Source organism: Streptomyces nanhaiensis, assembly GCF_046614825.1.
In the GTDB taxonomy this organism is placed as follows: Bacteria; Actinomycetota; Actinomycetes; order Streptomycetales; family Streptomycetaceae; genus Streptomyces; species Streptomyces radiopugnans.
In genome coordinates this window covers 1-22,609 of the sequence record NZ_JBKJFM010000106.1, presented here as the reverse complement: position 1 = coordinate 22,609, position 22,609 = coordinate 1, and the positions used below count along the sequence as shown (strand labels likewise).

At 73.6% G+C, this 22,609-nt stretch carries 27 protein-coding genes and 1 riboswitch; of the genes, 13 read left to right on the top strand and 14 right to left on the bottom strand.

Features of this window, described 5'->3' with window-relative positions; translation table 11 throughout:
• Nucleotides 1–153: 153 nt before the first annotated feature.
• Nucleotides 154–792: a hypothetical protein gene (locus tag ACLIYP_RS21030; protein ID WP_412714678.1), complete on the bottom strand. Its 639-nt coding sequence runs from the start codon at nucleotides 790–792 to the stop codon at nucleotides 154–156.
• Between the two features lie 223 nt (nucleotides 793–1,015).
• On the opposite strand from ACLIYP_RS21030, the gene ACLIYP_RS21025 reads away from it, so the two are divergent.
• Entirely contained in the window at nucleotides 1,016–1,468 is a 453-nt protein-coding gene (locus ACLIYP_RS21025) for a hypothetical protein (protein WP_412714677.1), read from the top strand.
• 27 nt (nucleotides 1,469–1,495) lie between these two features.
• On the opposite strand, the gene ACLIYP_RS21020 is transcribed toward ACLIYP_RS21025, so the two are convergent.
• Nucleotides 1,496–2,575 (bottom strand): glutamate--cysteine ligase, encoded by a 1,080-nt coding sequence (locus ACLIYP_RS21020; RefSeq protein ID WP_412714676.1) that lies wholly within the window; start codon nucleotides 2,573–2,575, stop codon nucleotides 1,496–1,498.
• Nucleotides 2,576–2,771: 196 nt separating this feature from the next.
• Here ACLIYP_RS21020 and ACLIYP_RS21015 point away from each other — a divergent pair, with 196 nt between their 5' ends.
• Complete coding sequence (locus tag ACLIYP_RS21015) at nucleotides 2,772–3,803, top strand: DNA topoisomerase IB (RefSeq protein WP_412714675.1); 1,032 nt, start codon at nucleotides 2,772–2,774, stop codon at nucleotides 3,801–3,803.
• Nucleotides 3,804–3,835: 32 nt separating this feature from the next.
• Here ACLIYP_RS21015 and ACLIYP_RS21010 read toward each other — a convergent pair whose 3' ends face one another.
• Nucleotides 3,836–4,693 carry a helix-turn-helix domain-containing protein gene (locus tag ACLIYP_RS21010; protein ID WP_412714674.1) on the bottom strand — a complete coding sequence of 286 codons (858 nt, stop codon included), beginning with the start codon at nucleotides 4,691–4,693 and terminating at the stop codon, nucleotides 3,836–3,838.
• Between the two features lie 393 nt (nucleotides 4,694–5,086).
• Between ACLIYP_RS21010 and ACLIYP_RS21005 the strand changes: the two genes are divergently transcribed.
• A complete protein-coding gene (locus ACLIYP_RS21005; RefSeq protein WP_412714673.1) occupies nucleotides 5,087–5,521 on the top strand; it encodes an ATP-binding protein in 435 nt (144 codons plus the stop codon).
• A gap of 60 nt (nucleotides 5,522–5,581) precedes the next feature.
• On the opposite strand, the gene ACLIYP_RS21000 is transcribed toward ACLIYP_RS21005, so the two are convergent.
• From ACLIYP_RS21000 to ACLIYP_RS20970, 7 genes are all read right to left on the bottom strand, one after another.
• Nucleotides 5,582–6,997, bottom strand: a complete 1,416-nt coding sequence (locus ACLIYP_RS21000; RefSeq protein WP_412714672.1) for an NADP-dependent succinic semialdehyde dehydrogenase — start codon at nucleotides 6,995–6,997, stop codon at nucleotides 5,582–5,584.
• A 222-nt stretch (nucleotides 6,998–7,219) separates the two neighbouring features.
• Nucleotides 7,220–7,609: a hypothetical protein gene (locus ACLIYP_RS20995; protein ID WP_412714671.1), complete on the bottom strand. Its 390-nt coding sequence runs from the start codon at nucleotides 7,607–7,609 to the stop codon at nucleotides 7,220–7,222.
• A 139-nt stretch (nucleotides 7,610–7,748) separates the two neighbouring features.
• Nucleotides 7,749–8,765, bottom strand: a complete 1,017-nt coding sequence (locus tag ACLIYP_RS20990; protein ID WP_412714670.1) for an NAD-dependent epimerase/dehydratase family protein — start codon at nucleotides 8,763–8,765, stop codon at nucleotides 7,749–7,751.
• Between the two features lie 129 nt (nucleotides 8,766–8,894).
• Nucleotides 8,895–9,368: a C40 family peptidase gene (locus ACLIYP_RS20985; RefSeq protein ID WP_093658296.1), complete on the bottom strand. Its 474-nt coding sequence runs from the start codon at nucleotides 9,366–9,368 to the stop codon at nucleotides 8,895–8,897.
• A gap of 3 nt (nucleotides 9,369–9,371) precedes the next feature.
• Nucleotides 9,372–9,533, bottom strand: a riboswitch (cyclic di-AMP (ydaO/yuaA leader).
• 372 nt (nucleotides 9,534–9,905) lie between these two features.
• Entirely contained in the window at nucleotides 9,906–10,283 is a 378-nt protein-coding gene (locus tag ACLIYP_RS20980) for a toxin Doc (protein ID WP_093658298.1), read from the bottom strand.
• 20 nt (nucleotides 10,284–10,303) lie between these two features.
• Nucleotides 10,304–10,555, bottom strand: a complete 252-nt coding sequence (locus tag ACLIYP_RS20975; RefSeq protein WP_412714669.1) for a hypothetical protein — start codon at nucleotides 10,553–10,555, stop codon at nucleotides 10,304–10,306.
• 120 nt (nucleotides 10,556–10,675) lie between these two features.
• A complete protein-coding gene (locus ACLIYP_RS20970; protein ID WP_412714668.1) occupies nucleotides 10,676–11,950 on the bottom strand; it encodes an acyl-CoA dehydrogenase family protein in 1,275 nt (424 codons plus the stop codon).
• 162 nt (nucleotides 11,951–12,112) lie between these two features.
• On the opposite strand from ACLIYP_RS20970, the gene ACLIYP_RS20965 reads away from it, so the two are divergent.
• Nucleotides 12,113–12,754, top strand: coding sequence for a TetR family transcriptional regulator (locus ACLIYP_RS20965; RefSeq protein WP_412714667.1), 642 nt, complete (start codon nucleotides 12,113–12,115; stop codon nucleotides 12,752–12,754).
• Between the two features lie 44 nt (nucleotides 12,755–12,798).
• On the opposite strand, the gene def is transcribed toward ACLIYP_RS20965, so the two are convergent.
• Nucleotides 12,799–13,329, bottom strand: coding sequence for a peptide deformylase (def, locus tag ACLIYP_RS20960; protein WP_412714666.1), 531 nt, complete (start codon nucleotides 13,327–13,329; stop codon nucleotides 12,799–12,801).
• 108 nt (nucleotides 13,330–13,437) lie between these two features.
• On the opposite strand from def, the gene ACLIYP_RS20955 reads away from it, so the two are divergent.
• The 4 genes from ACLIYP_RS20955 to ACLIYP_RS20940 all read left to right on the top strand — a co-directional run bounded on the left by ACLIYP_RS20955 (nucleotide 13,438) and on the right by ACLIYP_RS20940 (nucleotide 16,827).
• Complete coding sequence (locus ACLIYP_RS20955; protein WP_093658308.1) at nucleotides 13,438–14,676, top strand: MurT ligase domain-containing protein; 1,239 nt, start codon at nucleotides 13,438–13,440, stop codon at nucleotides 14,674–14,676.
• A 92-nt stretch (nucleotides 14,677–14,768) separates the two neighbouring features.
• Complete coding sequence (locus tag ACLIYP_RS20950) at nucleotides 14,769–15,497, top strand: type 1 glutamine amidotransferase (protein WP_093658310.1); 729 nt, start codon at nucleotides 14,769–14,771, stop codon at nucleotides 15,495–15,497.
• Nucleotides 15,498–15,611: 114 nt separating this feature from the next.
• Nucleotides 15,612–16,562, top strand: coding sequence for a cytochrome c oxidase assembly protein (locus ACLIYP_RS20945; protein WP_412714665.1), 951 nt, complete (start codon nucleotides 15,612–15,614; stop codon nucleotides 16,560–16,562).
• Nucleotides 16,563–16,665: 103 nt separating this feature from the next.
• Nucleotides 16,666–16,827 (top strand): hypothetical protein, encoded by a 162-nt coding sequence (locus ACLIYP_RS20940; RefSeq protein ID WP_412714664.1) that lies wholly within the window; start codon nucleotides 16,666–16,668, stop codon nucleotides 16,825–16,827.
• A 103-nt stretch (nucleotides 16,828–16,930) separates the two neighbouring features.
• Here the strand turns inward: ACLIYP_RS20940 and ACLIYP_RS20935 are convergent, their stop codons facing one another.
• Nucleotides 16,931–17,335 (bottom strand): SSI family serine proteinase inhibitor, encoded by a 405-nt coding sequence (locus ACLIYP_RS20935; protein ID WP_412714663.1) that lies wholly within the window; start codon nucleotides 17,333–17,335, stop codon nucleotides 16,931–16,933.
• 211 nt (nucleotides 17,336–17,546) lie between these two features.
• Here ACLIYP_RS20935 and argG point away from each other — a divergent pair, with 211 nt between their 5' ends.
• Together argG and ACLIYP_RS20925 are read left to right on the top strand one after the other, a co-directional pair.
• A complete protein-coding gene (gene argG, locus ACLIYP_RS20930; protein ID WP_412714662.1) occupies nucleotides 17,547–18,971 on the top strand; it encodes an argininosuccinate synthase in 1,425 nt (474 codons plus the stop codon).
• Nucleotides 18,972–19,290: 319 nt separating this feature from the next.
• Nucleotides 19,291–20,022, top strand: a complete 732-nt coding sequence (locus tag ACLIYP_RS20925) for a lysophospholipid acyltransferase family protein (protein WP_412714661.1) — start codon at nucleotides 19,291–19,293, stop codon at nucleotides 20,020–20,022.
• A gap of 127 nt (nucleotides 20,023–20,149) precedes the next feature.
• Here ACLIYP_RS20925 and ACLIYP_RS20920 read toward each other — a convergent pair whose 3' ends face one another.
• Nucleotides 20,150–20,455, bottom strand: coding sequence for a type II toxin-antitoxin system Phd/YefM family antitoxin (locus ACLIYP_RS20920; protein ID WP_412714660.1), 306 nt, complete (start codon nucleotides 20,453–20,455; stop codon nucleotides 20,150–20,152).
• Between the two features lie 92 nt (nucleotides 20,456–20,547).
• Here ACLIYP_RS20920 and ACLIYP_RS20915 point away from each other — a divergent pair, with 92 nt between their 5' ends.
• The 3 genes from ACLIYP_RS20915 (at nucleotide 20,548) to ACLIYP_RS20905 (ending at nucleotide 22,146) form a co-directional block, all read left to right on the top strand.
• Nucleotides 20,548–21,216 carry an ATP-dependent Clp protease proteolytic subunit gene (locus ACLIYP_RS20915; protein ID WP_412714659.1) on the top strand — a complete coding sequence of 223 codons (669 nt, stop codon included), beginning with the start codon at nucleotides 20,548–20,550 and terminating at the stop codon, nucleotides 21,214–21,216.
• 17 nt (nucleotides 21,217–21,233) lie between these two features.
• Nucleotides 21,234–21,539 (top strand): hypothetical protein, encoded by a 306-nt coding sequence (locus ACLIYP_RS20910; protein WP_412714658.1) that lies wholly within the window; start codon nucleotides 21,234–21,236, stop codon nucleotides 21,537–21,539.
• A 91-nt stretch (nucleotides 21,540–21,630) separates the two neighbouring features.
• The gene (locus tag ACLIYP_RS20905; protein ID WP_412714657.1) at nucleotides 21,631–22,146 is read left to right on the top strand and encodes a DUF6328 family protein; all 516 of its coding nucleotides are present in this window, start codon (nucleotides 21,631–21,633) and stop codon (nucleotides 22,144–22,146) included.
• A 20-nt stretch (nucleotides 22,147–22,166) separates the two neighbouring features.
• Here the strand turns inward: ACLIYP_RS20905 and ACLIYP_RS20900 are convergent.
• The coding region (locus tag ACLIYP_RS20900; RefSeq protein ID WP_412714656.1) for a nitroreductase family protein at nucleotides 22,167–22,609 on the bottom strand (443 nt) is incomplete at its 5' end.

The window sequence follows — 22,609 nt, the reverse complement described above, 5'->3', positions numbered from 1 at the left end:
GGTCTCCTTCGAACGGGGGTTCACGCGGCGGAGGCGTCCGGAATCCGCCGTGCGCGTGTGCCTGTACCCCGATCCGCCCCATTCGTACCTTCGCATCGGCCATCGGTGCGCCGTGAGGAGCGCGCGGGCGGGCCGTTGTGCCGGCGTCCGGGGTCAGCGCTCCAGATCGCCGCGCATGGCGACGAACAGCTTCCCGGCCTCGTCGGAGGTGCTGTCGGGGAACAGCGCCACCGCGGCGGTGCTCTCGTCCGCCCAGCCGCAGATCACCTGGCCGTTCTCGGCCAGGGAGGCCGTCAGGCACTCCACCGAGCCGCCCAGCGGTCCGGGGTCGGCCACCGGTTCCGCCAGGGGCTGCCCCAGCTCCGGGTCCCACTCGATGTACTCCAGCATGCCGCGGAAGAGGTGTTCGCGGCGTTTGCTCGTGTCCTCGGGGACGTTGTCGACGCCCTCGAAGAGGATCGGGTCGCCGCCGTCCGGGTCGGCGAAGTGGCTGACGACCAGCCGCATGCCCTCGCGCATCTCGCCCGGGTCGACGGGTACGTCCGTGACGGCGCCGTCTCCGGTGTGCTTGCGCAGGCCCCCCGCCTCCGCCGCGTCCACCAGGGACCGCTCGCCGCCCGGCACGGCCGGCCGCGACGCGTCCGGGGACGCGGTCGCCGACGCCTCCGGGAGCGCGGACGACGAGGCGTCGTCCGCCGGCAGGTCCTCCGGCTGGCAGGCGGTCAGCGCCGCCGCGGCGATCGCCGCGATGGCGGCTGCCCGGCACAGTCTTCCCCGAGATGTCCGAAACACAGTGGTGTACCCCCCTGTCCAAGGCCGTCCGGTCGACGGCCGCGACCAGTGGACGCGCAGGTGGGCGGGCCCGGTTCCGGCATTCCTGCCGCCACCGGGAGCCCAGGGGGCGCGCCCGCGAGGCTGGCCGGAGTTCCGCTGTCCCCGCCGCCCGATCCGGGGTACGCATGACGGGGGACCGCAGAGCGGACGGCCGCTCCCCCGTGCGGAGAGGAGGCGCCCCGTGCCCACCGAGACGGACACCGGCCGGGAGTGCGGCGCCTCGCCCCCCGGGCCGCCCCCCGGCGTGCCCGCAGGTGTGCCGGAGCAGGCGGAGGGCGGCGGGTGCGCCTGGGTCGTCGGCGACTGCTGGCTGTGGTGCCTGCGCAGCGGCACGGCGGTGACCTGGCTCGGACCGGTGGTCTCCTGGGGCACCCACGCCCCGCTGTACGCCTGCGAGGACTGCATCAGCCGGCTCGAGGAGCAGGTCGAGGAGCAGGTACGGAGCCCCTCCCCCGCCGGGCGGGGCTCCGTCTGCTGGCTGTGGTGCGGGCGGGGCGGCGTGCCGCTGAACCCTCTCGCGGAGGTCGGCTACCGCGGGAGGACGGCCGTGTTCTCCGCGTGCGAGGACTGCGTGGCCCGGCTCAAGCAGAAGGTGCTGGCCGCGGCGATGGTCAAGGACACGGCCAAACGCTGAGCCCCGCCCGTGCGGGCGGGACCCGGTTCAGGCCACGGTCCTGCGCACCGCTTCGGCCACGACCGCGCTCAGGTCGCCGCCCGTCTCCTCGAAGACGGCACGCTGGGCGGCGGCGCCGTTGCCGCGCCGGAAGAGGTCCTCGACCCCCTCCTTGGCCAGCGCCAGGTCGCCGGTGTCCGACAGGGCCGGTGCGGTGTGGTCGAGCAGGGCGCCCACGACGCTCTCCGCGGACGCGGGCTCGAAGGTCACCGGGTGCACCAGTTCCCCGGAGAGCCCGGAGCGGCCCGCCCGCCACGCCGCCAGGCGCAGCAGGCCGACGTCCACCGGCGCGGGCGGTTCGTCCGCGCGCCACTGACGGGCCGCGGTCTCCACCAGTGCGCGGACCAGCGCCGCCAGCAGCACCGTGTCGCGGGCGTCGAGGCACACGTCGGCGACCCGCACCTCGACCGTGGGGTAGTTCCGCGCCAGCCGGGCGTCGAAGTAGACCATCCCCTCGTCCAGCAGCGCCCCCGTCCGGATCATCGAGCGCACCCGCTCGCGGTAGTTCCCGGCCGAGCCGAAGACCTCCACCGGCCCCGCCGACGGCCACCGGCCCCACACCCTGTTGCGGTAACTGGCGTACCCGCTGTCCTCGCCCTGCCAGAAGGGGGAGTTGGCGCTCATCGCCAGCAGCGGGGCCAGCCACGGCCGGATCCGGTCCAGGACGGCGACCCCCTCATCGTCGGACTCCACGCCCACATGGACGTGGAGTCCGCAGGTGAGCTGCTCCTGGGCGGTCAGCCCGTACTCCTGGGCCATCCGCCGGTAGCGTTCGCCGGGGCTGAGCGAGGGGTCGGCCGCCAGCGGCGAGGTGGCCAGTGCCGCGACCTCCGCCCCTACCGCGCGCGCCCGCTGCGACGCCGCGCCGCGCCACCGGCGCACCTCCACGGCCAGGTCCACCATCTGCGTACGCGGGCGGGTCCCGGTCTCCAGCTGCTCCTCCTGGAGCTCCTTCTCCAGCTCCTCGCCCTCGCCCACGGAGGCCAGCACCGCTCCCGAGACGGCCTGCGGCTCACCGCTTTCCGCGCTCACCAGGAGCAGCTCTTCCTCGACACCGACGCTTCTCATCGCCACAGCCTCCTCAGGCGGTCGTCCGATCCAGCGAATTCCCCGGCCGGGCGCAAGTACGCGCCCCGGTTCGGTCACACGACCGGGCCTGGCGAACGGGTCATGAAAGGGCCGGAAGGGGGAACAAGCACCACCCCACCGGCGCACGCCCGCGCGGCCGTACGCCGGTCACAGGACAGAGGTCAGGGAGGACCGCTTGCGTCTGCGCCACATCCGGCCCGGCGGTCCCGGCTACACCCGCAGGCGCCACGGCCGCGGCTTCCGCTATCTCGACGCCGAGGGCCGGCCGCTGCGCGACCCGGCGGAACTGGAACGGATCAGGGCCCTGGTCATCCCCCCGGCCTGGAAGGACGTGTGGATCTGCCCCAGGCCCAACGGCCATCTCCAGGCCGTCGGGACCGACGCCGCCGGACGCCGCCAGTACCTGTACCACCCGCGGTTCCGGGCGGAGCAGGAGAAGGCCAAGCACGAGCACGTGCTGGAGGCGGCCGAGGCGCTGCCCCGCATCCGCGAGACGATCGGGGCGCACCTGGACGAGCGCGGGCTGACCCGGGAGCGGGTGCTGGGCACCGCGGTCCGCCTGCTGGACCTGGGATTCTTCCGCGTCGGAGGCGAGCGCTACGCGGAACTGAACAACTCCTACGGCCTGACCACCCTGCTGCGCGAGCACGCCGACTGCGCGGGCGGCGAGGTGACCTTCACCTACACCGGCAAGCACGGCCGGGAGGTGGTGCGCGCCGTGGCGGACCCCGCGACGTTCCGGGCGGTGCGCGCCCTCAAACGCCGCCGCGGGGGCGGCGAGAGGCTGCTGGCCTACTGGGAGCGGCCGGTGTGGCGCGAGGTGACGGGCGAGGACCTCAACGCCTATCTGAAGGATCTGGGCGGGGTGGACATCACAGCCAAGGACTTCCGCACCTGGCACGCCACCGTGCTGGCGTCCGTCGCCCTGGCCGTATCGCGGTTCGCCGACCGGAGCGAGGCGGCCCGCCGCCGTGCGGTCGCCCGCGCCGTCAAGGAGGTCTCCGAGTACCTGGGCAACACCCCGGCGGTGTGCCGCGCCTCGTACGTCAACCCGCGGGTGATCGAACTGTACGAGGAGGGGGTGACCATCGCCCCGGCCCTGCACCGGCTCGGGGACCGGGCCGCCTTCGGGGTCCCCGCGACCCGGGGGGCGATCGAGGAGGCCGTGCTGCGGATGCTGCGCACCGGCCGCCCTCCCGAGGGCTGAGGCCGGACGGCCCGGCGCGGGAGGGGCCGGCCTCAGAAGGCGTCGCGCAGTTCGAGGAGCTTCCGCTCGGTGTCCTGGACCGGCAGGGCCTGGGTGACCATGCGGTCGAGGGCCTCCAGGTAGGTGGTGACCTCGGGGCGCTCGTCGATGTAGACGGCACCGGTCAGGCTCTCGGTGTAGACGATGTCCGGCAGCTCCGGATAGCTGAACCGGAACAGCTGGAAGGGACCGAACATCCCCGGGTGGGGCCCCGCGCTGAAGGGCATGATCTGCAGACTGATCTCGGGCCTGGCGCAGACCTCTACCAGGCGGTCGATCTGGGCCCTCATGACATCGGCGCCGCCGACCGGTCTGCGCAGCACCTGCTCGTCCAGCACAGCCCACAGGCGCGGAGGGTCGGGCTTGGCCAGGAGCTGCTGCCGCCCGGTGCGCAGCGCGACCCTCCGGTCGAGCTCCTCCTCGTCCGCCCGGGGGAAGCCGGTGCGCAGCAGGGCACGGGCGTAGTCCTCGGTCTGGAGCAGGCCGGGGACGCAGTGTGGCTCGTAGGAGCGGATGAGGTCGGCTTCGCTCTCCAGACTGACGTAGAGGCTGAACCAGTCCGGCAGGACGCTGCGGAAGCGGTGCCACCAGCCCGGCTTGTTGGCCTTCTCCACCAGCGCGAGGAAGGCGTCGGTCTCCTCCGCCCCGATGCCGTAGCTCTCCAGCAGCGCCTTGACGTAGAGCGGGCGCAGGCCCACCTCGGCCTTCTCCATGCGGCGGACCGTGGACGTGGTGACGCTCAGGACCCGGGCGGCTTCCTCGAACGACTTCCCGGCGCGCTCCCGCAGGTCACGCAGGCGCAGCCCCAGGACGATCTGCCCCACGGTCGGTGCCGACCGGGACTCGCCCATGGTCTCTCCCTCTCCGCTCGCGCCTCACCGGCAGAGCAGTGTGCCACGACCTCGGCGGCACAGCCAGGCTGTGATTTAAATCTTGCAATTTGCAGAACTCTTCTTGCCTTTTGCGGACACCGATGAGCATAGTAGCCGGGTGATCCAGTTCACGACGCGGTCACACCGGCGTCGAACCGTACCGGTGCACGGGTCCTCCCGCCCCTCCCGCGGCCCCCGTGTCCTCGCCGCCCCTCCCCACCGCGGCGCACTGGACGCGGTGACCGGTCAGCGGGCGTTCCCGGGCGCCGGCCCCTCCCTCGGGCCCGGCGCCGCACACGGCGCACCGGCCCCGACGCCCACCGGCGTACGAAAGGCGAGCCGCTGATGGCTCTTCTCCCCCGCTCAGCGCACATGGCACCCATGCTGCCGGCAGTCCACCCCCAGCGATCGCGGCAACGGGCGGAGTTCGAAGTGCCCGCCCAGCGCTCCTCGGTGTGCGTGGCCCGGCATCTGCTCGCGGAATGGCTGCACCGCTGGCACTGTCCACAGAGCGTGGTCGACACGGCACAGCTGGTCGTGTCCGAGTTCGTCACCAACGCCGTGGTCCACACCGTCAGCGACAGGATCGCCTGCCTCCTCCAGCACGGCGACCGGCGGCTGCGCATAGAGGTGCGCGACCAGGGCACCGGCGCACCCGGGCTCGCGGCCCGCTCGGCGGACCCGGAGGCGACCAGCGGGCGCGGCCTGCAGCTCGTCGACGCCCTGGCGGACTCCTGGGGGGACATACCCGCGGCCCAGGCGCGGGGGCGCGTGGTGTGGGCGGAGCTGAGGCTGGACGAGGTGTGACGCGACCCACCTCCGTCGCACCCCGTCCCTCCATCGCCTCGCACCGACCACCGCCGTGCCTCACTCGGCGGTGGGCACGTCCGGGGGCGTGCCGTGCCAGACCGTGGTGACGTTGCAGAACTCGCGGATGCCGTGCCCCGACAGCTCCCGGCCGTAGCCCGAGCGCTTGGTCCCGCCGAAGGGCATCGCCGGGTGCGAGGCGGTCATGCCGTTGAAGTAGACGCCGCCCGCCCGCAGGTCGCGCACACAGCGGTCCTGCTCCTCCCGGTCGCGGGTCCAGACGTTGGAGCTCAGACCGAAGGGGGTGTCGTTGGCCACCTCGATCGCCTCGTCCAGGTCCGCCGCCCGGTAGAGGGTCGCCACCGGGCCGAAGGTCTCCTCGCGGTGGACGCGCATCCCGGGTGTGACGTCCGCCAGGACGGTGGGCTCGTAGAACCAGCCGGCCGGGTGGGCCGCGGGCCGCCGTCCGCCGCACAGCACTGTGGCGCCGCGCTCGCGGGCGTCCTCGACCAGTTCCTCCAGGTCGGCCCGGCCCCTCTCGCTGGCCAGCGGCCCGACCCGGGTGGACTCGTCCATCGGGTCGCCCACCTTCAGGGCCTTCATGCCGTCCACGAACAGCCGGGTGAACTCCTCGTACACCTCCCGGTGCACGATGAAGCGCTTGGCCGCGATGCAGGACTGGCCGTTGTTCTGGGTCCGCGCGGTCACCGCGACCTCGGCCGCCTTCACCACGTCCGCCGAGGGCAGGACGAGGTAGGGGTCGCTGCCGCCCAGCTCCAGAACGGTCTTCTTGATCTCGTCGCCGGCGACCGAGGCCACCGAGCGCCCGGCGGGTTCGCTGCCGGTGAGCGTCGCGGCGGCCACACGGTCGTCGCGCAGGACGTCCTCCACCGCGCCGGAGCCGATCAGCAGGGTCTGGAAGCAGCCTCGCGGGTAACCGGCGCGGCGGAAGAGGTCCTCCAGGTACAGCGCGGTCCGCGGCACGTTCGAGGCGTGCTTGAGCAGGCCGGTGTTGCCCGCCATCAGAGCGGGGGCCGCGAAGCGGATCACCTGCCACAGCGGGAAGTTCCACGGCATCACCGCCAGGACCGGGCCCAGCGGGCGGTAGCGCACGTACGCGGTGCTGCCGCCGCTGTCCTCGACGTCCGCCGGTGAGGGGTGCTCGTCGGCCAGCAGTTCCCCGGCGTGCTCGGCGTACCAGCGCATCGCCTTCACGCACTTGGCGGCCTCGGCGCGGGCCGCGGTGAGGGGCTTGCCCATCTCGGTGGTCAGGGTGCGGGCGATGTCGTCCCGCTCCTTCTCCAGCAGGTCGGCAGCCCGGTGCAGCAGTTCGGCGCGCTCGGCGAAACCGGTGGTGCGGTACTCCTCGAAGGCGGCGCGGGCGCGCTCCAGCCGCTCCTCGATCTCCTCCGCGCCCAGGGCCTCGAAGGTCTGCAGGGTCTCGCCGGTGGCCGGGTTGGTGGTCGAGATGGGCATGGGTCCCTCCCGGGGTGGTGGGGAGAGGGCCGGCCGCCGGCCGGTACGGCCGGCGGCTGCCCGCCGCTCCCGCTCGTCCTCGCTCGCTTCCGTTCGCGGGGGCGCGTACCCGCCCGCGGCGGTCTCAGTCGGCGGCCGGCACGCCCCGGCGGGAGGACGGGCGCGGTTCGGGGGCGTGCCGCGCCGAAGGGCCGCGGGCCGGCCGGCACCGCCGCGGGCCGGTCAGCGCTGGGCGAGCTTCAGCCGCACCTCCACCTCCTGGTCACCCGAGATCCGGGGCTCGGCCGTCACGTCGTAGAAGCCCGCGAGGGCTTCCCTGACCTGCCGTACCGCGTCGGGGCCGCCGCTGAGGTCCGCCTCGACCGGCTCCCCGAGTTCCAGGGTGCACTCCACCTCGCCGTGTGTGCGGACGTCGACCGTGCCCACCCAGAACTTGCGCTGCTCGCCGTCCGTCCCGGCCCCACCCCCGCCGTTGCCCAGTTCGGGCGACTCGGGGAACGCCGACCTCAGGACGGCGAAGACGGCCGCCGCGTTCGAAGCGGTGCAGTGGGGCAGCTCGATCTCGACGAGGCATGCCCCTTCCTTGGTCTGTCCGGTCTGTTCAGTGCTCATAGCCCCACCTGTACCCCGGTGCGGGCGATGGTCACAGGCCGTTCCGGCACACGGCCGGTCCGCGGGCCTCTCCCCGGGCCCGGCGCCTGCTCCGCCCGGCACGGCGTCACGGCGGGCTCCCCTCCCGCAACGGCCGGGATCACCGTCGAGGGGACCCGCTCCCCACCGTGCGGAGGATCTCCGCCTCCCTCTCGGGCGCCAGCCCGACCGGGGGGCGGTCGGGACGAAGGGGCGGCTCACCGCCCAGGCCGCACAGCCAGGCCCAGGTGTCGGCCACGGTCCGCTCCACGGGACGGCAGCGCAGTCCGGCCGCAACGGCCCGGGAGACGTCGCCCCGGTGCATGGCGTCGTGGAGCTCGCCCGGCGGAGTCCACACCGGCAGGTCCGTCCACGGCCGCACCCCCGCCGCGAGGATCCTCTCCGGATCGGTCCACCGCAGCACGGCGCCGGAACCGGTGGCCCGCGCACAGCTCTCCAGCAGCTCTCCCATGGTGGCGTGGCCGGGTGGGCTCACCAGGTTGTACGGGCCGCCCAGTCCGCGCTCGGCGGCGTCCAGCGTCCAGACCGCGAGATCGCGCGCGTCCACGTACTGCAGGGGCAGGTCGCGGGGGCCCGGCGCCAGGACCTCGCCGCCCCGGGCGATGCGCAGCAGCCACCACGGCAGCCGGCCGATGTTCTCGTACGGGCCCAGGATCAGTCCCGCCCGCACCAGCAGGCCCCGGTCGCCGAAGGCCGCCTCGACGGCCGTCTCCCCTCCCCGTTTGGCCATGGCGTAGTCGGCGCCGTCGCCGTCGCCGGGCGGGGCGTCGACGAGCGGACCCGTCTCGTCCAGGCCGGCCGGGGACGGGTAGGCGTACACCGAGCGGCTGGAGACATAGGCGTAGTGCCCCGCCCGTGGCGCCAGCACGGCCGCGGCGTCGCGGACGGCGGCGGGAGCCCCGGACCAGGTGTCCACCACGGCGTCCCAGCCGGCGGCCGCGTCCTCGAGGGCGGCGAGCCCGCCGCGGACCGTGCGGTCGCCCCGCAGCGCGGTGGCGCCGGGCGGCGGGTCGTGGCGCCCCCGGTTGAGGACCGTCACCTCCCAGCCGCGTGCCAGCGCCTCCTCCGCGACCGCCCGGCCGACGAACTCCGTTCCACCCAGCACCAGAAGTCTCATGGGCCGAGCGTGCCCGCCGGTGCGGCCGGGCGGAACGGCTTCACGCCCGTGGCGTAATCGCCAGGAGCCGAACCGGACCGGGCCGGGCCCTTGTGGGGCCCGGCCCGGTCCGGCTGGGGTGCTTCCGTGTCACCTCACGCGTCCGTAGCGCACGCTCTTGGTCCAGATCCTCTCCTTGCGGACGGTCTTGCCCGGCTTCGGAGAGTGCCAGATCCGTCCCTCGCCGGCGTAGATGCCGACGTGGTAGACACTGCCGCCCGAGTGGAAGAAGACCAGGTCGCCCTTCTTGCGCGACTTGGCGGAGACCTTCTTCGAGCGGTTGTACTGGGCCGCCGCGGTGCGCGGCAGCTTCTTGCCCGCCTTCTTGTACGAGTACTGGGTGAGTCCCGAGCAGTCGAACCGGTTGGGGCCGGCGGCGCCGTAGCTGTAGGGCGCGCCCTTCTTGGAGGCCGCGACCTTGAGCGCCTTGCTCGCGGGGGTGGCCGCCTCGGCCTCGGGTGCGGCGGACGGGATGAGCACCGTTCCCGCCAGGGTGGCGGCGGTGACGGCGGTGGTGATGCCCGCCCGGGACAGCGGACCCGGTATGCGTGCGTGCGCAGACATGAGTGAACCCTTCGTCATACGCCTGCGAAAGATGACCTGTCGGGTTCGGGCTGGCGAAGTTGCCCGGCCACGCGTCGCGTGGCTTCACCCCAAGGGCCGCGTCGTGCGCGGCCCGGCTTGCTCGGGTCTCCCGCTCCTGCCGTCTGGTCATGGTCCGTTTCTCACCCGGGCGACGGCAGGATTGGGCGTCCGTCCGGGCGGCCCCGCCCTTCAGCGGGGACTTGCGGTCTTCTACGGATAGTGCGTCAGAAAAGCTCCCGATCGGTCGATCGAAGGCGTTTTGTGAACATGCTCACTGTCGACCCGCCGACAGAGGCGCCCGTTCCGGGGGCTGACCGGCCGGCGTGTGAAGAGGCCTGCCGGCAGCGGGTGTTGGGCCCTCCCGGACATGCGCCGGCGGCTTGGCGGCCGGTTCGCGGGCCGGTTCGGCACGTCGCCCGGATCAGCCCGAATGGCTGCGGTCGTGTCGGGTGAACGCGGCGGGTCGCGAAGCGGCCCGGAGGCCGGACGGGGCCGCGGGCCGCCGCGGAGGGGGCGTCAGATGCGCCAGGAGCGGATGCGGTCGGCGGCGGTGAAGACGTCCGCCGCGCCGGAGAGGATCTCCCGGGCCAGGTCCACCAGGGCGCCGTAGGGGGCGTCGATCCCCTCACCGGAGGCGTGCATGTAGGCGACGGCGGTGGCGCAGGCGAACCGCGCGTTCCCGGCGGGCAGGGGCCTGAGCAGCACCAGCGTGTGCAGCAGGGCCGCGGCGCGCCAGGCCGGGTCCGGATCGGTCCCCAGCCGCGGCGGGTCGACCCGGTGGCGGGCGACGGCCGCGACGAGGGCTGAGAAGTCGGAGATCGCCGGCTGGTCCGGGAGGACCTCCTCGTGCCGCTGCAGCAGCCAGGGCACGTCTATGTGGACGACGGGTGTCACGGCTCGGCCCGGCCCCCGCTTCAGGCGGCCCGGCCCGGGGCTCCCCCGCGGGGCTCGTCGTCGGGGAACGCGTCGGCGAACGCCCGCTCGGCGGCGGGGTCGGAGAAGAAGCGGCGGAAGACCTCGGCCGCCTCCTTCAGAGCCCGGTGGCGCGCGATGTCGGCGGCGGTGGCCTCGCGCACCAGTGCCTTCATCGTCATCCCGCGCTCCCGGGCGATCTCCCGCAGGTCCTGGAGCTCCTGGTCGCTGAAGTCCACGTTCAGAGCCGACATGCCCCAACGGTACTGCGCCGGTACCGGTGCGGCAATCACCGCAGGCCGAAGCGGTGGCCGTCCGGTACCCGCCGGGCGGGCCGGCCGCGGGTTCGGCGGCCCGCCGGGCGGGGCGGGAGGTCAGCGGACGTGCACGCCCGAGACGGTGCGGGCGATGACCAGGCGCTGGATCTCGCTGGTGCCCTCGAAGATCGAGTAGATGGCGGCGTCCCGGTGCATGCGCTCCACCGGGTACTCCCGGGTGAAGCCGTTGCCGCCGAGGATCTGCATCGCCTGGGCCGTGACGCTCTTGGCGGTCTCGCCGGCGAACAGCTTGGACATCGACCCCTCGGCGCCCTCGAAGGGCCTGCCCGCCGCCGCCATCCACGAGGCCCGCCACACCAGCAGCCGGGCGGCGTCGATGCGGGTGCGCATGTCGGCGAGCTGGAAGGCGATGCCCTGGTTGTCGATGATCGGCCGGCCGAACTGCACACGGGTCATGGCGTAGTCCAGGGCGACCTCGTAGGCGGCGCGGGCGATGCCGACGGCCTGGGCGCCCACGGCGGGGCGGGAGGCCTCGAAGGTGGCCATCGCGGCGTTCTTCACCCTCCCCCGGCCTCCGGCCGGGGGGACCCCCGTCTCGCTTCGCTCGCCGCCCTTCTTCGCCTCCTTCGCCCGCTCACGGGCGCGGGCGAGGCGCTCGTCGAGCTTGTCCTTGCCGCCCAGCAGGCAGTGGCCGGGCACACGGACGTCCTCGAGCACCACCTCGGCGGTGTGGGAGGCGCGGATGCCGTGCTTCTTGAACTTCTGCCCCTGGGACAGGCCGGGGGTGTTCGGCGGGACCACGAAGGAGGCGTGCCCCCTGGAGCCGAGTTCGGGGTCGACGACGGCGACGACGACGTGGACGTTGGCGATGCCGCCGTTGGTGGCCCAGGTCTTGGTGCCGTTGAGCACCCACTGGTCCTTGGCCTCGTCGTAGACCGCGCGGGTGCGCATGGCCGAGACGTCCGATCCGGCGTCCGGCTCGGAGGAGCAGAAGGCGGCGACCTTCACGTCGTTGGCGTCGCCGTACATCTGGGGGATCCAGGTGCCGATCTGCTCCTCGGTCCCGTTGGCGAGCACTCCGACGGCGGCCAGCGCGGTGCCGACGATCGACAGGCCGATGCCCGCGTCGCCCCAGAACAGCTCCTCCATGACCATGGGGATGCTCAGACCGGTGGGGTCGAAGTACTGCTGGGCGTAGAAGTCGAGCGAGTACAGTCCGATCTTGGCCGCCTCCTGGATGATGGGCCAGGGCGTCTCCTCGCGCTCGTCCCACTCCGCGGCGGCGGGGCGCATGACGTCGGCCGCGAAGCCGTGGATCCAATCCCGTACGGCCTTCTGGTCGTCGTTGAGGTCGAGTGCGAACTCCGCCATGGAAGCCCCTCCATCCGTTGTTACTAGCGGTAACGTGAATATGTTACCGGCCAGTGCGATGTCAACCTCCCACCGTCGGCGCCCTCCCCCGCGCCCCGCGGGTGTTACGTTGCGCTCAGGCGGCAGCGAGGCGTCACAGCAGGGTCGGGGAGGCCGAGGAACATGGAGACCACACATCGGGAGGACCAGCGCAGCGCCACCGAGCGCCGCCGCCGGGAACTCCTGGAGGCCGCCGAGCGCGTGGTGCTGCGCGACGGCCCGGGCGCCTCGATGAACGCCATCGCCGCCGAGGCCGGGATCACCAAGCCCATCCTCTACCGGCACTTCGGCGACAAGGGCGGGCTCTACCGCGCCCTGGCGGTGCGGCACACCGACGCCCTGGTGGACGCGCTGCGGGCCGCCCTGGACGCCCCCACCGACCGGCGCGAGCGCGTGGAGGCCGCCCTCGACACGTACCTGGCCGCCATCGAGGCCAGGCCCCAGGTCTACCGCTTCCTGATGCACCCGGCCGAGGAGCCCGGAGGCGAGCGCGGCTTCGACGTCGGCCAGTACTCGGCCCCGCTGCTGCGCAGGCTCGGCGAGGAACTGGCCACGGTGATCGCCGAACGCGTCGAACTCGGCGCCGACCGCGAGGAGCGGGCCCGGGTGTGGGGGCACGGGATCGTCGGCATGATGCACGCGGCGGGCGACTGGTGGCTGGGCGAGAGGCCCTGCCCGCGGGAACGGCTGGTGCGGCACCTGGCCGACCTGCTGTGGGGAGGCCTGGCCACGGCGGAGGACCTGGCCGGCGGCCCGGGGCTGTGAGCACCGCCCCGCGGGCGCCGCGGGGCGGTGCTCACAGCCCCGGGCTACGGAGCCCGGCGCACCGCGCGCAGCGCCCGGCGGCGGCGCAGCCCCGTGAGGCGGTCGGTGTACACGGCCCCGTCGAGGTGGTCGCACTCGTGCTGAAGGCAGCGGGCGAAGAAGCCGGTCCCCTCGATCCGCACCGGCGCCCCCGTCCTGTCGTACCCCGCCACCACGGCGCGGTCGTGGCGTTCCACGGCGGCCTCCGCGCCGGGCAGGGACAGACAGCTCTCCGGACCGCGTACGATGACGCCGCCGGTCTCCACCAGGCGCGGGTTGACCACATGACCCAGGTGGCGGCGGTCCTCGTCGTCGGGGCAGTCGTAGACGAACACCCGCACGGGGACGCCGATCTGGTTGGCAGCCAGCCCCACACCGCGGGCGGCGTACATCGACGCGAACAGGTCCTCCACCAGGCGGGCCAGCTCCGCGTCGAAGGACACCGCCTCCGCGCAGCGCGTGCGCAGGGCCGGGTCGGCCGACAGCCGCAGGGGATGGACGGAACCGGAACTTCCGGGAATGGCGCCGCGGTGCATGGGCGTCACCCTACGCCGTGTTGATCATCCAGGGGTGGCGCGGTTCGGGGCCGGGAGCGGACCTCGGTAGGCTGATCCCCGACCCAGGGGCAAGGAGGGACAAGGACGATGGCAGGCAACACGGAGCCGCTGCCGCCGCGGGCCAAACTGGCCGTGACGGCGGGCAAGGCAGCCGCGGCGGTGTCACGGGCCGCGGGCCGCGGCAGCGGGTCGGTGATCGGCGGACGGGTGGCTCTCAAACTCGACCCCGACCTGCTGGCCAAGCTCGCCCAGAACCTGGACGTCGTCCTGGTGTCGGCGACCAACGGCAAGACCACGACGACCCGGCTGATCGCCGAGGCCCTGCGGGCCGCCGGCCCGGTCGTCTCCAACGCGCTGGGCGCCAACATGCCCGCGGGCATCACCGCGGCGCTCGCCGGGAGCGGCGACGCGCGCTACGGCGTCATCGAGGTGGACGAGAAGTACCTCGCCGCGGTCGCCCGCGACGTGACCCCCAAGGCGATCGCCCTGCTCAACCTCTCCCGCGACCAGCTCGACCGCGCCGCCGAGACCCGGATGCTCGCCGAGCGCTGGCGCGAGGGCCTGTCCGGCTCCAAGGCCGTGATCGTGGCGAACGCCGACGATCCGCTGGTGGTGTGGGCCGCCTCCTCCTCCCCCAACGTGGTGTGGGTGGCCGCGGGCCAGGAGTGGAAGGACGACGCCTGGTCCTGCCCGGCCTGCGGCGGCGTGATGCAGCGCCCCGGGGACGACTGGTTCTGCGGCGAGTGCGGCTTCCGCCGCCCCACCCCGAGCTGGGCCCTGTCGGGTGACCACGTGCTGGACCCGCACGGGTCGGCCTGGCCGATCCACCTCCAGCTCCCCGGCCGGGCCAACAAGGCCAACGCCACCACCTCCGCGGCCGTCGCCGCCGCCTTCGGGGTGCCGCCCCAGACGGCGCTGGAGCGGATGTACTCGGTGACCGCGGTGGCCGGCCGCTACGACGTGGTGTCCTTCCAGGGCCGTGAGATCCGGCTGCTGCTGGCGAAGAACCCGGCCGGCTGGCTGGAGACCTTCTCCCTGATCGACGGCCCGCCGGCGCCCGTGATCCTGTCGGTCAACGCGCGCGGCGCGGACGGCACCGACACCTCCTGGCTGTGGGACGTGGACTACTCCCGGCTGGCCGGGCACCCCATCTGCGTGATCGGCGACCGCAAGCTGGACCTGGCTGTCCGGCTGGAGGTCGCGGGGGTCGACTTCCAGGTCTGCGAGAACGCCGCCGAGGCGGTACGGCAGTGCCCGCCCGGCCGGATCGAGGCGATCGCCAACTACACCGCCTTCCAGGACCTGCGCCGCATCGTCGGCAACTGATCCCGGGCCCTTCGGACCACGGCCGGGGCGAGACGGCCGAAGACGCCAGAGATGCCAGAGACGCCGACGACACGGCGAGGATGCGAGCGAGCATGAGTGAGAGCGGCCTGCGCGTGGTGTGGGTCTACCCGGACCTGCTGAGCACCTACGGCGACCAGGGCAACGTACTGGTGGTGGAGCGGCGTGCGCGGCAGCGCAGACTGGGCGTGCAGCGGATCGACGTCCGCTCCGACCAGCCGATCCCCACCTCCGGGGACATCTACCTGGTCGGCGGCGGCGAGGACCGGCCGCAGCGGCTGGCGGCCGAGCGGCTGCGCCGCGACGGCGGGCTGAACCGGGCCGTGGACAACGGCGCCATCGTCTTCTCGGTGTGCGCCGGCTACCAGATCCTGGGGCACGAGTTCATCAACGACCTCGGGCAGCGCGAGCCGGGCCTGGGCCTGCTGGACGTCACCAGCACCCGCGGCGAGGGCGAGCGGTGCGTCGGCGACGTGCTGGCCGACATGGACGAGCGGCTGGGCCTGCCCCAGCTGACGGGCTTCGAGAACCACCAGGGCATCACGCACCTGGGCCCGACCGCGAGGCCGCTGGCCCGGGTGCGGCTGGGCCGGGGCAACGGGACCGGCGACGGCACCGAGGGCGCCTGGAACGACACCGTCTTCGGCACCTACATGCACGGTCCGGTGCTGGCCAGGAACCCGCAGATCGCGGACCTGCTGCTCAAGCTGGCCCTGGACGTGAACGCGCTGCCGCCGGTGGACGACCGGTGGTACGAGGCGCTTCGCGCCGAGCGGATCGCGGCGGCGACCCAGCCCGCCTGACGGCCCCGCCCGGCGCCCGTCCGGGCCAGGTCAGAACCGCCCCCGGCCGGAACCCCGGCCGGGGGCGGTCCTACTCTGGTCCGAGCGGATCGGCACGAATCGGGAGAGCTGCGGATGGACCACGACGGACACGGCACGATGGCGGATCTGCCGCCGTTCACTCTCGGACGCGGCCTGGAGTTCTCCCCCGAGCCGTTCTTCCTGGTGAGCTGCCTGCTGGCGCTGGTGCTCTACGGCTGGGGCGTTCTGCGGCTGCGGCAGCGCGGCGACACCTGGCAGACGAGCCGCACGGTCTCCTTCGCACTGGGCGTGCTGACGGTCGCGCTGGTGATGTGCACCGGGCTCAACGACTACGGCATGGTGCTGTTCAGCGTGCACATGGTGCAGCACATGGTGATCAGCATGCTGTCGCCGATCCTGGTGCTGCTGGGCGCCCCCGTGACGCTGGCGCTCCGCGCGCTCCCGGCCGCCGGGCGCGGCCGCGGAGGGCCGCGCGAGATCCTGGTGGCGGTACTGCACAGCCGTTACATGCGGGTGGTCACGCACCCGGGATTCACCATCCCGATGTTCATCGCGAGCCTGTACGCGCTGTACTTCACGCCGCTGTTCGACTTCCTGATGGAGTCGAAGGCCGGGCACATCGGGATGATGGTGCACTTCCTGGCGGTCGGGCTGGTCTTCTTCTGGCCGATCATGGGCGTGGACCCCGGACCGCACCGCCCCGGCTACGTGATGCGGATGCTGGAGCTGTTCGCGGGCATGCCCTTCCACGCCTTCTTCGGCATCGCGCTGATGATGGCCGGCGAGCCGATGGTCCAGGCGTACGCGAACCCGCCCGCCTCGCTCGGGGTCACCGCGCTGGCCGACCAGAACGCCGCGGGCGGCATCGCCTGGGCGTTCAGCGAGATTCCCACGGTCATCGTGCTGATTGCGCTCGTCTTCCAGTGGTACTTCTCCGAACAGCGGCAGGCTCGGCGCGACGACCGGGCCGCTGACCGCAACGGCGACCAGGACCTGACCGCGTACAACGCCTACCTGGCGTCGTTGCAGGCCCGCGGCCAGTAGTGCGCCGGGCCGAGGCCGGACAGGACGGGGCCCGGGCCGCGGCGGCGACGGCCGCGGCGGCCGGAGACCCCGCTCCGACCGACTCGGGAGGAAGGTGCGAGCGATGCCGGAGACGGCGAAGGCCATGACCATCACCACGGTGGCCGCCCTGGTACTGGTGACCGCCTACTCGGTGGCGCTGGGCGGCAGCGGCTGGCTGTGGTTCGCGTGGGTGGTGCTGGGGCTGGTGACCCTGGGCATGACGACGACGTCGCGGGGGCGGTGAGCCGCTCCGCGAAACGGGCGCCCGGCCCGCCCGCAAGGGCGCGTGAGCCCCGGCCCGGACGGCGTCCGGGCCGGGGCTCACGCGCCCTTGCGGGCTCACGGGCTCAGAAGTCGAACACCGCCCCGGTCTGCCTGAGGAGGTCGCAGGCGTTGGGGAACTCCGACCGCCAGTGGATCCGGCTCCCCCGCCAGGTGCCCGCGGCCTCGGCCACCACGGGCCTGTGCTCGTTGGTGCAGTCGCGCCGGCGGTCGGAGAGCTGGCGCAGTTCGCCCCCGGACCGGTCGATGTCGCGGCAGGCCTCGGCGGCGCGGGGGTGGGGACCGCCACCGCCGTCCGGGCAGATCAGCATCACGCCCCGCGTCCAGGTGTCCTCGGCGTCGGAGACGGTCAGGAAGACCTCGCCGCGGGCCGGCTCCGGCCCGGGGGCCTCGGCGAGGGCGGCGGACGCCGGAGCCAGGAGCGCGGCGACGGCGGCAGCGACGACGGTGGTGCGGGGGCGCGGGAACATGCGGGCCTCCAGGGGGCTGGGCACGATTGCGCGCCCAAGACCACCGTGGCGGAGCATTACGGGCAAGGAACCTCGCCCGGCCCTTCACCCGGTCGGCGCACGCCGCTCCCCCCGGCCGGGGCCCGCGGCGCCACCTTCCGGTCTCCCGCGCCCGGGCCGCTCCCCCGGCACGGGCGGCATCCCCGCGCGCATGCGGGTCTAGGATGCATACATGTCGAAGGTACTGAATAAACTTCCAGTCGGTGAGCGCATCGGCATCGCGTTCTCAGGGGGTTTGGACACCTCTGTGGCGGTGGCGTGGATGCGCGAGCGCGGCGCGGTCCCCTATGCCTATACGGCCGACGTCGGCCAGTACGACGAGCCCGACCTGGCCGACGTGCCGGAGCGGGGCCTGGCGTACGGCGCAGAGCGGGCGCGGCTGGTCGACTGCCGCGACGCCCTGGTCGAGGAGGGCCTGGCCGCCCTGGCCTGCGGTGCCTTCCACATCCGCTCGGCCGCGCAGACCTACTTCAACACCACCCCGCTCGGCCGGGCGGTGGTGGGCACCCTCCTGGTGCGGGCGATGCGCGAGGACGACGTCTTCATCTGGGGGGACGGGTCCACCTACAAGGGCAACGACATCGAGCGGTTCTACCGCTACGGCCTGCTCGCCAACCCCGGCCTGCGGATCTACAAGCCCTGGCTGGACCGGGCGTTCGTGGCCGAGCTCGGCGGGCGCCACGAGATGTCCGCCTGGCTGTCGCAGCGGGACCTGCCCTACCGCGACTCGGCCGAGAAGGCGTACTCGACGGACGCGAACATCTGGGGCGCCACGCACGAGGCCAAGCGCCTGGAGTACCTCGACACCCCGATGGAGATCGTGGCCCCGATCATGGGCGTCCGCTTCTGGGACCCCGGGGTCGACATCCCCGCCGAGGACGTCACCGTGGAGTTCGAGCACGGCCGCCCCGTGCGGATCAACGGGCGCGCGTTCCCCAGCGCGGTCGAACTGGTGCGGGAGGCCAACCTCATCGGCGGCCGGCACGGTCTGGGGATGTCCGACCAGATCGAGAACCGCATCATCGAGGCCAAGAGCCGCGGCGTCTACGAGGCCCCCGGCATGGCACTGCTGCACGTGGCCTACGAGCGGCTGCTCAACGCCATCCACAACGAGGACACCGTGGCCATGTACCACGTGGAGGGGCGCCGGCTCGGGCGGCTGCTCTACGAGGGCCGCTGGTTCGACCCGCAGGCGCTCATGCTCCGCGAGAGCCTCCAGCGCTGGGTCGGCCGCCCGGTCACCGGCAGCGTCACGGTGCGGCTGCGCCGCGGCCAGGACTACTCCGTCCTCGACACCCAGGGCCCGTACCTCAGCTACCACCCCGAGAAACTGTCCATGGAGCGCAGCCACGACCCGGCGTTCGTCCCGGACGACCGCATCGGGCAGCTGACCATGCGCAACCTCGACATCGCCGACTCGCGCAGCAAGCTGGAGCAGTACGCCGCCCACGGCCAGCTCGCGGCGTGGGGCGGACTCATCGGCGAGCTGCCCCCGGGCGGCGCCGAGGCGATCTCGGCGGGCAGTCACGAGGGAGGGGAGACACCGGTGGACTCCGACGCGCTCGACCACGCGGCGATCGAGTCGGGTACGGACTGAGACCGGCCGCGGCCGCCCGGGCGGCCGGCCGCCGGCGGGCGTTGCGCCCGCGGACGGCGGCCGTCCGGGCTTCGCCGTTCCCCGCCCCGGGCGCAACCGGGCGGCCCGGGGAGCGGGTTGGCGGGCGCGGACCGACGCGGGAGCCGTCGCCCGGCGGGCGCGGGCACGGCGCCGGAGGGGTGCGGGAGGTGGTCGCACACCGCGGCGCCCGCGCATAGACTGAATCCTCTGCGATCGTCTGCCCGGCCGCTTCCCGGCCGCTCCTCGGCCGGGGGAGAAGCAGTTCGCAGGCCCGTCCGGTGCGGTAGGGAGCCACCCCGTGTTCTACTACGTGCTCAAGTACGTCCTGCTGGGCCCGCTGCTGCGACTGCTGTTCAGGCCCCGGATCGAGGGGCTGGAGAACGTCCCGGACGAGGGTGCGGCGATCATCGCCGGAAACCACCTGTCGTTCTCCGACCACTTCCTGATGCCCGCGATCCTGCACCGGCGCATCACCTTCCTCGCCAAGGCGGAGTACTTCACGGGGCCGGGTCTGAAGGGCAGGCTGACGGCTGCGTTCTTCCGCAGCGTGGGGCAGATCCCGGTCGACCGCTCGGGCCGCGGCGCCGGGCAGGCCGCGGTCGAGGAGGGGCTGCGGGTACTGCGCAGGGGGGAACTGCTCGGCATCTACCCCGAGGGCACCCGGTCGCACGACGGACGGCTGTACCGGGGACGGGTCGGCGTCGCCTCCATGGCCCTCAGGGCGGAGGTGCCGGTGGTCCCGTGCGCCATGGTGGGCACCTTCGAACTCCAGCCGCCGGGCAGGGTGCTGCCGAAGATCGGACGGGTGACCATCCGCTTCGGCGAACCGCTGGACTTCTCGCGCTTCGCGGACCAGCACGGCGAGCGCACGGTGCTGCGCGCGGTCACCGACGAGATCATGTACACCATCATGAACCTCTCCGGCCAGGAGTACGTGGACCTGTACGCGCCCGACGCCAAGGCCGCGCAGGCGAAGGCGCGCAGGACCGGCGACGACGCGGACCCGGCCCCGGGGAACGCCGCTCCTTGAGACCGGTACCGCCGGGCACCGGCCGCCCGGCGCGCGGGCCGGCGCGGTGAGCCCGGCAGGGCGGCCGCCGCCCTGCCTGCCGGGTGCTCTCGCACGTCCCTTCGCGCCCTCCGCGCGCCTTCGCCCCCTACGCGCCCCGGTGCCCCGGCCCGCGGTCCCCGGCGGGCGGGGCGGGGTGGTGTGCCGCGATGCCGAAACGGCCCCGTTCGCCCGGAGCGGACGGCACTTCGCGCACGGCCGAGACCGTACTGATCACCCCGTCCCGCTCGCCGGCGTCCTGCTCCTGCAGTCGTTCCAGGTCAGCGGCGGTCACCAGAGCCACCAGCGGCTTCCCGTGGCGCGTCACCACCACCCGCTCGCCGCCGTACACCACGCGGTTGATCAGGTCGGCGAGTTCCGCACGGGCTTGCGTCACCGGAATTTCGTAGGCCATGCTCCCAGCATAACCGGATGTACTTCCTGTACATTTTGTGCGTTGCCTGTGTGCAGGGCGCCTCGCCGAGCCCACGGAGGGATCCCACCGCCATGTACCGATCCGCCGCCCCGTCACCCGCCCGCCCCGGCCGGCCGGCCGCCCGCTACGTGCTGCCGGAGTTCACCGAGCGCACCGGCGGCGGCCTCCGGACGCTGGACCCGTACTCCAAGCTGCTCCAGGAGCGCATCGTCTTCCTCGGCACCCCGATCGACGACACCTGCGCCAACGACGTCATGGCACAGCTCGTCCACCTCGAACACGCCGCGCCCGAGCGGGACATCTCGCTCTACATCAACTCACCCGGCGGATCCTTCACCGCGATGACCGCGATCTACGACACGATGCGGTTCGTCTCCTGCGACATCGAGACCGTCTGCCTGGGGCAGGCCGCCTCCGCGGCGGCCGTGCTGCTCGCGGCGGGCACCCCCGGCAAGCGCCTGGTCCTGCCCGGGGCGCGTGTCATGATCCACCAGCCCTCCCTCCCCGAACCCGTCCGGGGACAGGCCCGGGACCTGGAGATCCAGGCCGGGGAGCTGCTGCGCACCCGGGAGAGGCTGGAGGGGATGCTGGCCGAGCACACCGGGCAGCCGCTGGAGCGCGTCCGGCGGGACATCGAGCGCGACACCTTCCTCGACGCCGAGGGCGCGGTGGCATACGGGCTCGTGGACCGGCTGACGGCCGGCCGCAAGAGGCCCCGCGCCGTGCGCGCGCCGAGGTGAGCGGGCAGGCGGGCCGGATGCCTCCCGAACCCCCGCCCCTGCCCGCCCTGACCCGCGCCGAGGGCGAGCTGGTCGACCTCTATCTGGAGGTGGTCGATCTGCTGGGCAGGATCAACCCCGCGCGCGGGCGCGACACCTACGGGGCCCTGCGCGCCGCCCAGGCGCTCGCCGGCCGCGCGGCGGCGCTGCGGGACGCGCTGACGGTGATGTACGAGCGCGGCGAGACGGAGCTCCACGCCCGCACCCTGGCACGGGCCCTGCGCGTGCTGGACGGGCGGCGGCGCGCGGGCCTGGTCGGGCTCCCGCCCGAGCCCGGGAGCTGAGAGGCCGGCCGTACGGGCCCGGGCCCGTACGGCCGGAGCCGTACCGGGTCGGCGGCGAGTGGCGCGCCCCCGGGCGGCAACACCGGAGCACATGACCGACCGCCACGAGACGCCCCTGGAACGCGCCGACCGCAACTTCGTCGAGCTGCTGCAGGAACTGAGGGTCATCCAGACGGGCGTCCAGATCCTCTTCGCCTTCCTCCTCACCCTCGCCTTCACCCAGCGCTTCACCGGCCTGGACACGGTGCAGCGCGGCACCTACGTCACCACGCTGCTGCTGGCCGTGACCGCCTCCATCCTCTTCACCGCGCCCGCGGCGCTGCACCGGGCGCTGTTCCGCCGCGGGGTCAAGCGGCTGATCGTCGACGTGTCCTCGCGGCTGGCCGGGGCCGGGCTGGTCGTCCTCGCCCTGGCGCTGACCGGGTCCGTGCTGCTCGTGGTGGACGTGGTGCTGGGAAGGGCCGCGGGGATCGCGGTGGCGGCGTGCGTGCTGGCGTTCTGCGCGGCGGTGTGGGCGCTGCTGCCCTTCGGGCTGCGCCGCAGGACCGCCGGGAAGCGGAACCGCACGGCGGACCCGCCCCGGGGGCGATCGGCGGGCGCCGGGTGAGCCGCCGGCCGCACGGGCGGTCAGGCGTCCGGCCGTACGGGCGGCGCGGTGCGCGTGATGGTGGCCGCGGCCGCGTCCAGCTCGGCCTCCGTCAGATCGGCACGGGCGGTCAGCCGCAGCCGGGAGATCCCGTCGGGCACCGACGGCGGCCGGAAGCAGCCGGCGGCCACAGAAGCCCCCCGGCAGGCGGCGGCCCAGCCCACGGCCCCGCCGCCCATCGGGTCCCAGTCCCCGGGCAGCCCCAGCACCTCGCGCACCACGTCGCGGCAGAACATGGTGGACGACACCCACGCCGACCCCAGACCCTCGCCCGCCAGGGCGACCAGCAGGTTCTGAACCCCGGCCCCGGCCGCGACCACGAACATCTCGCGCTCGGCGGCCGAGCGCCGCGCGTCCGGATAGTCGTGCGCCCCCTCGGTCACCAGGCACGGCACCACCAGACACGGCGCGTTCCGCAGTACGT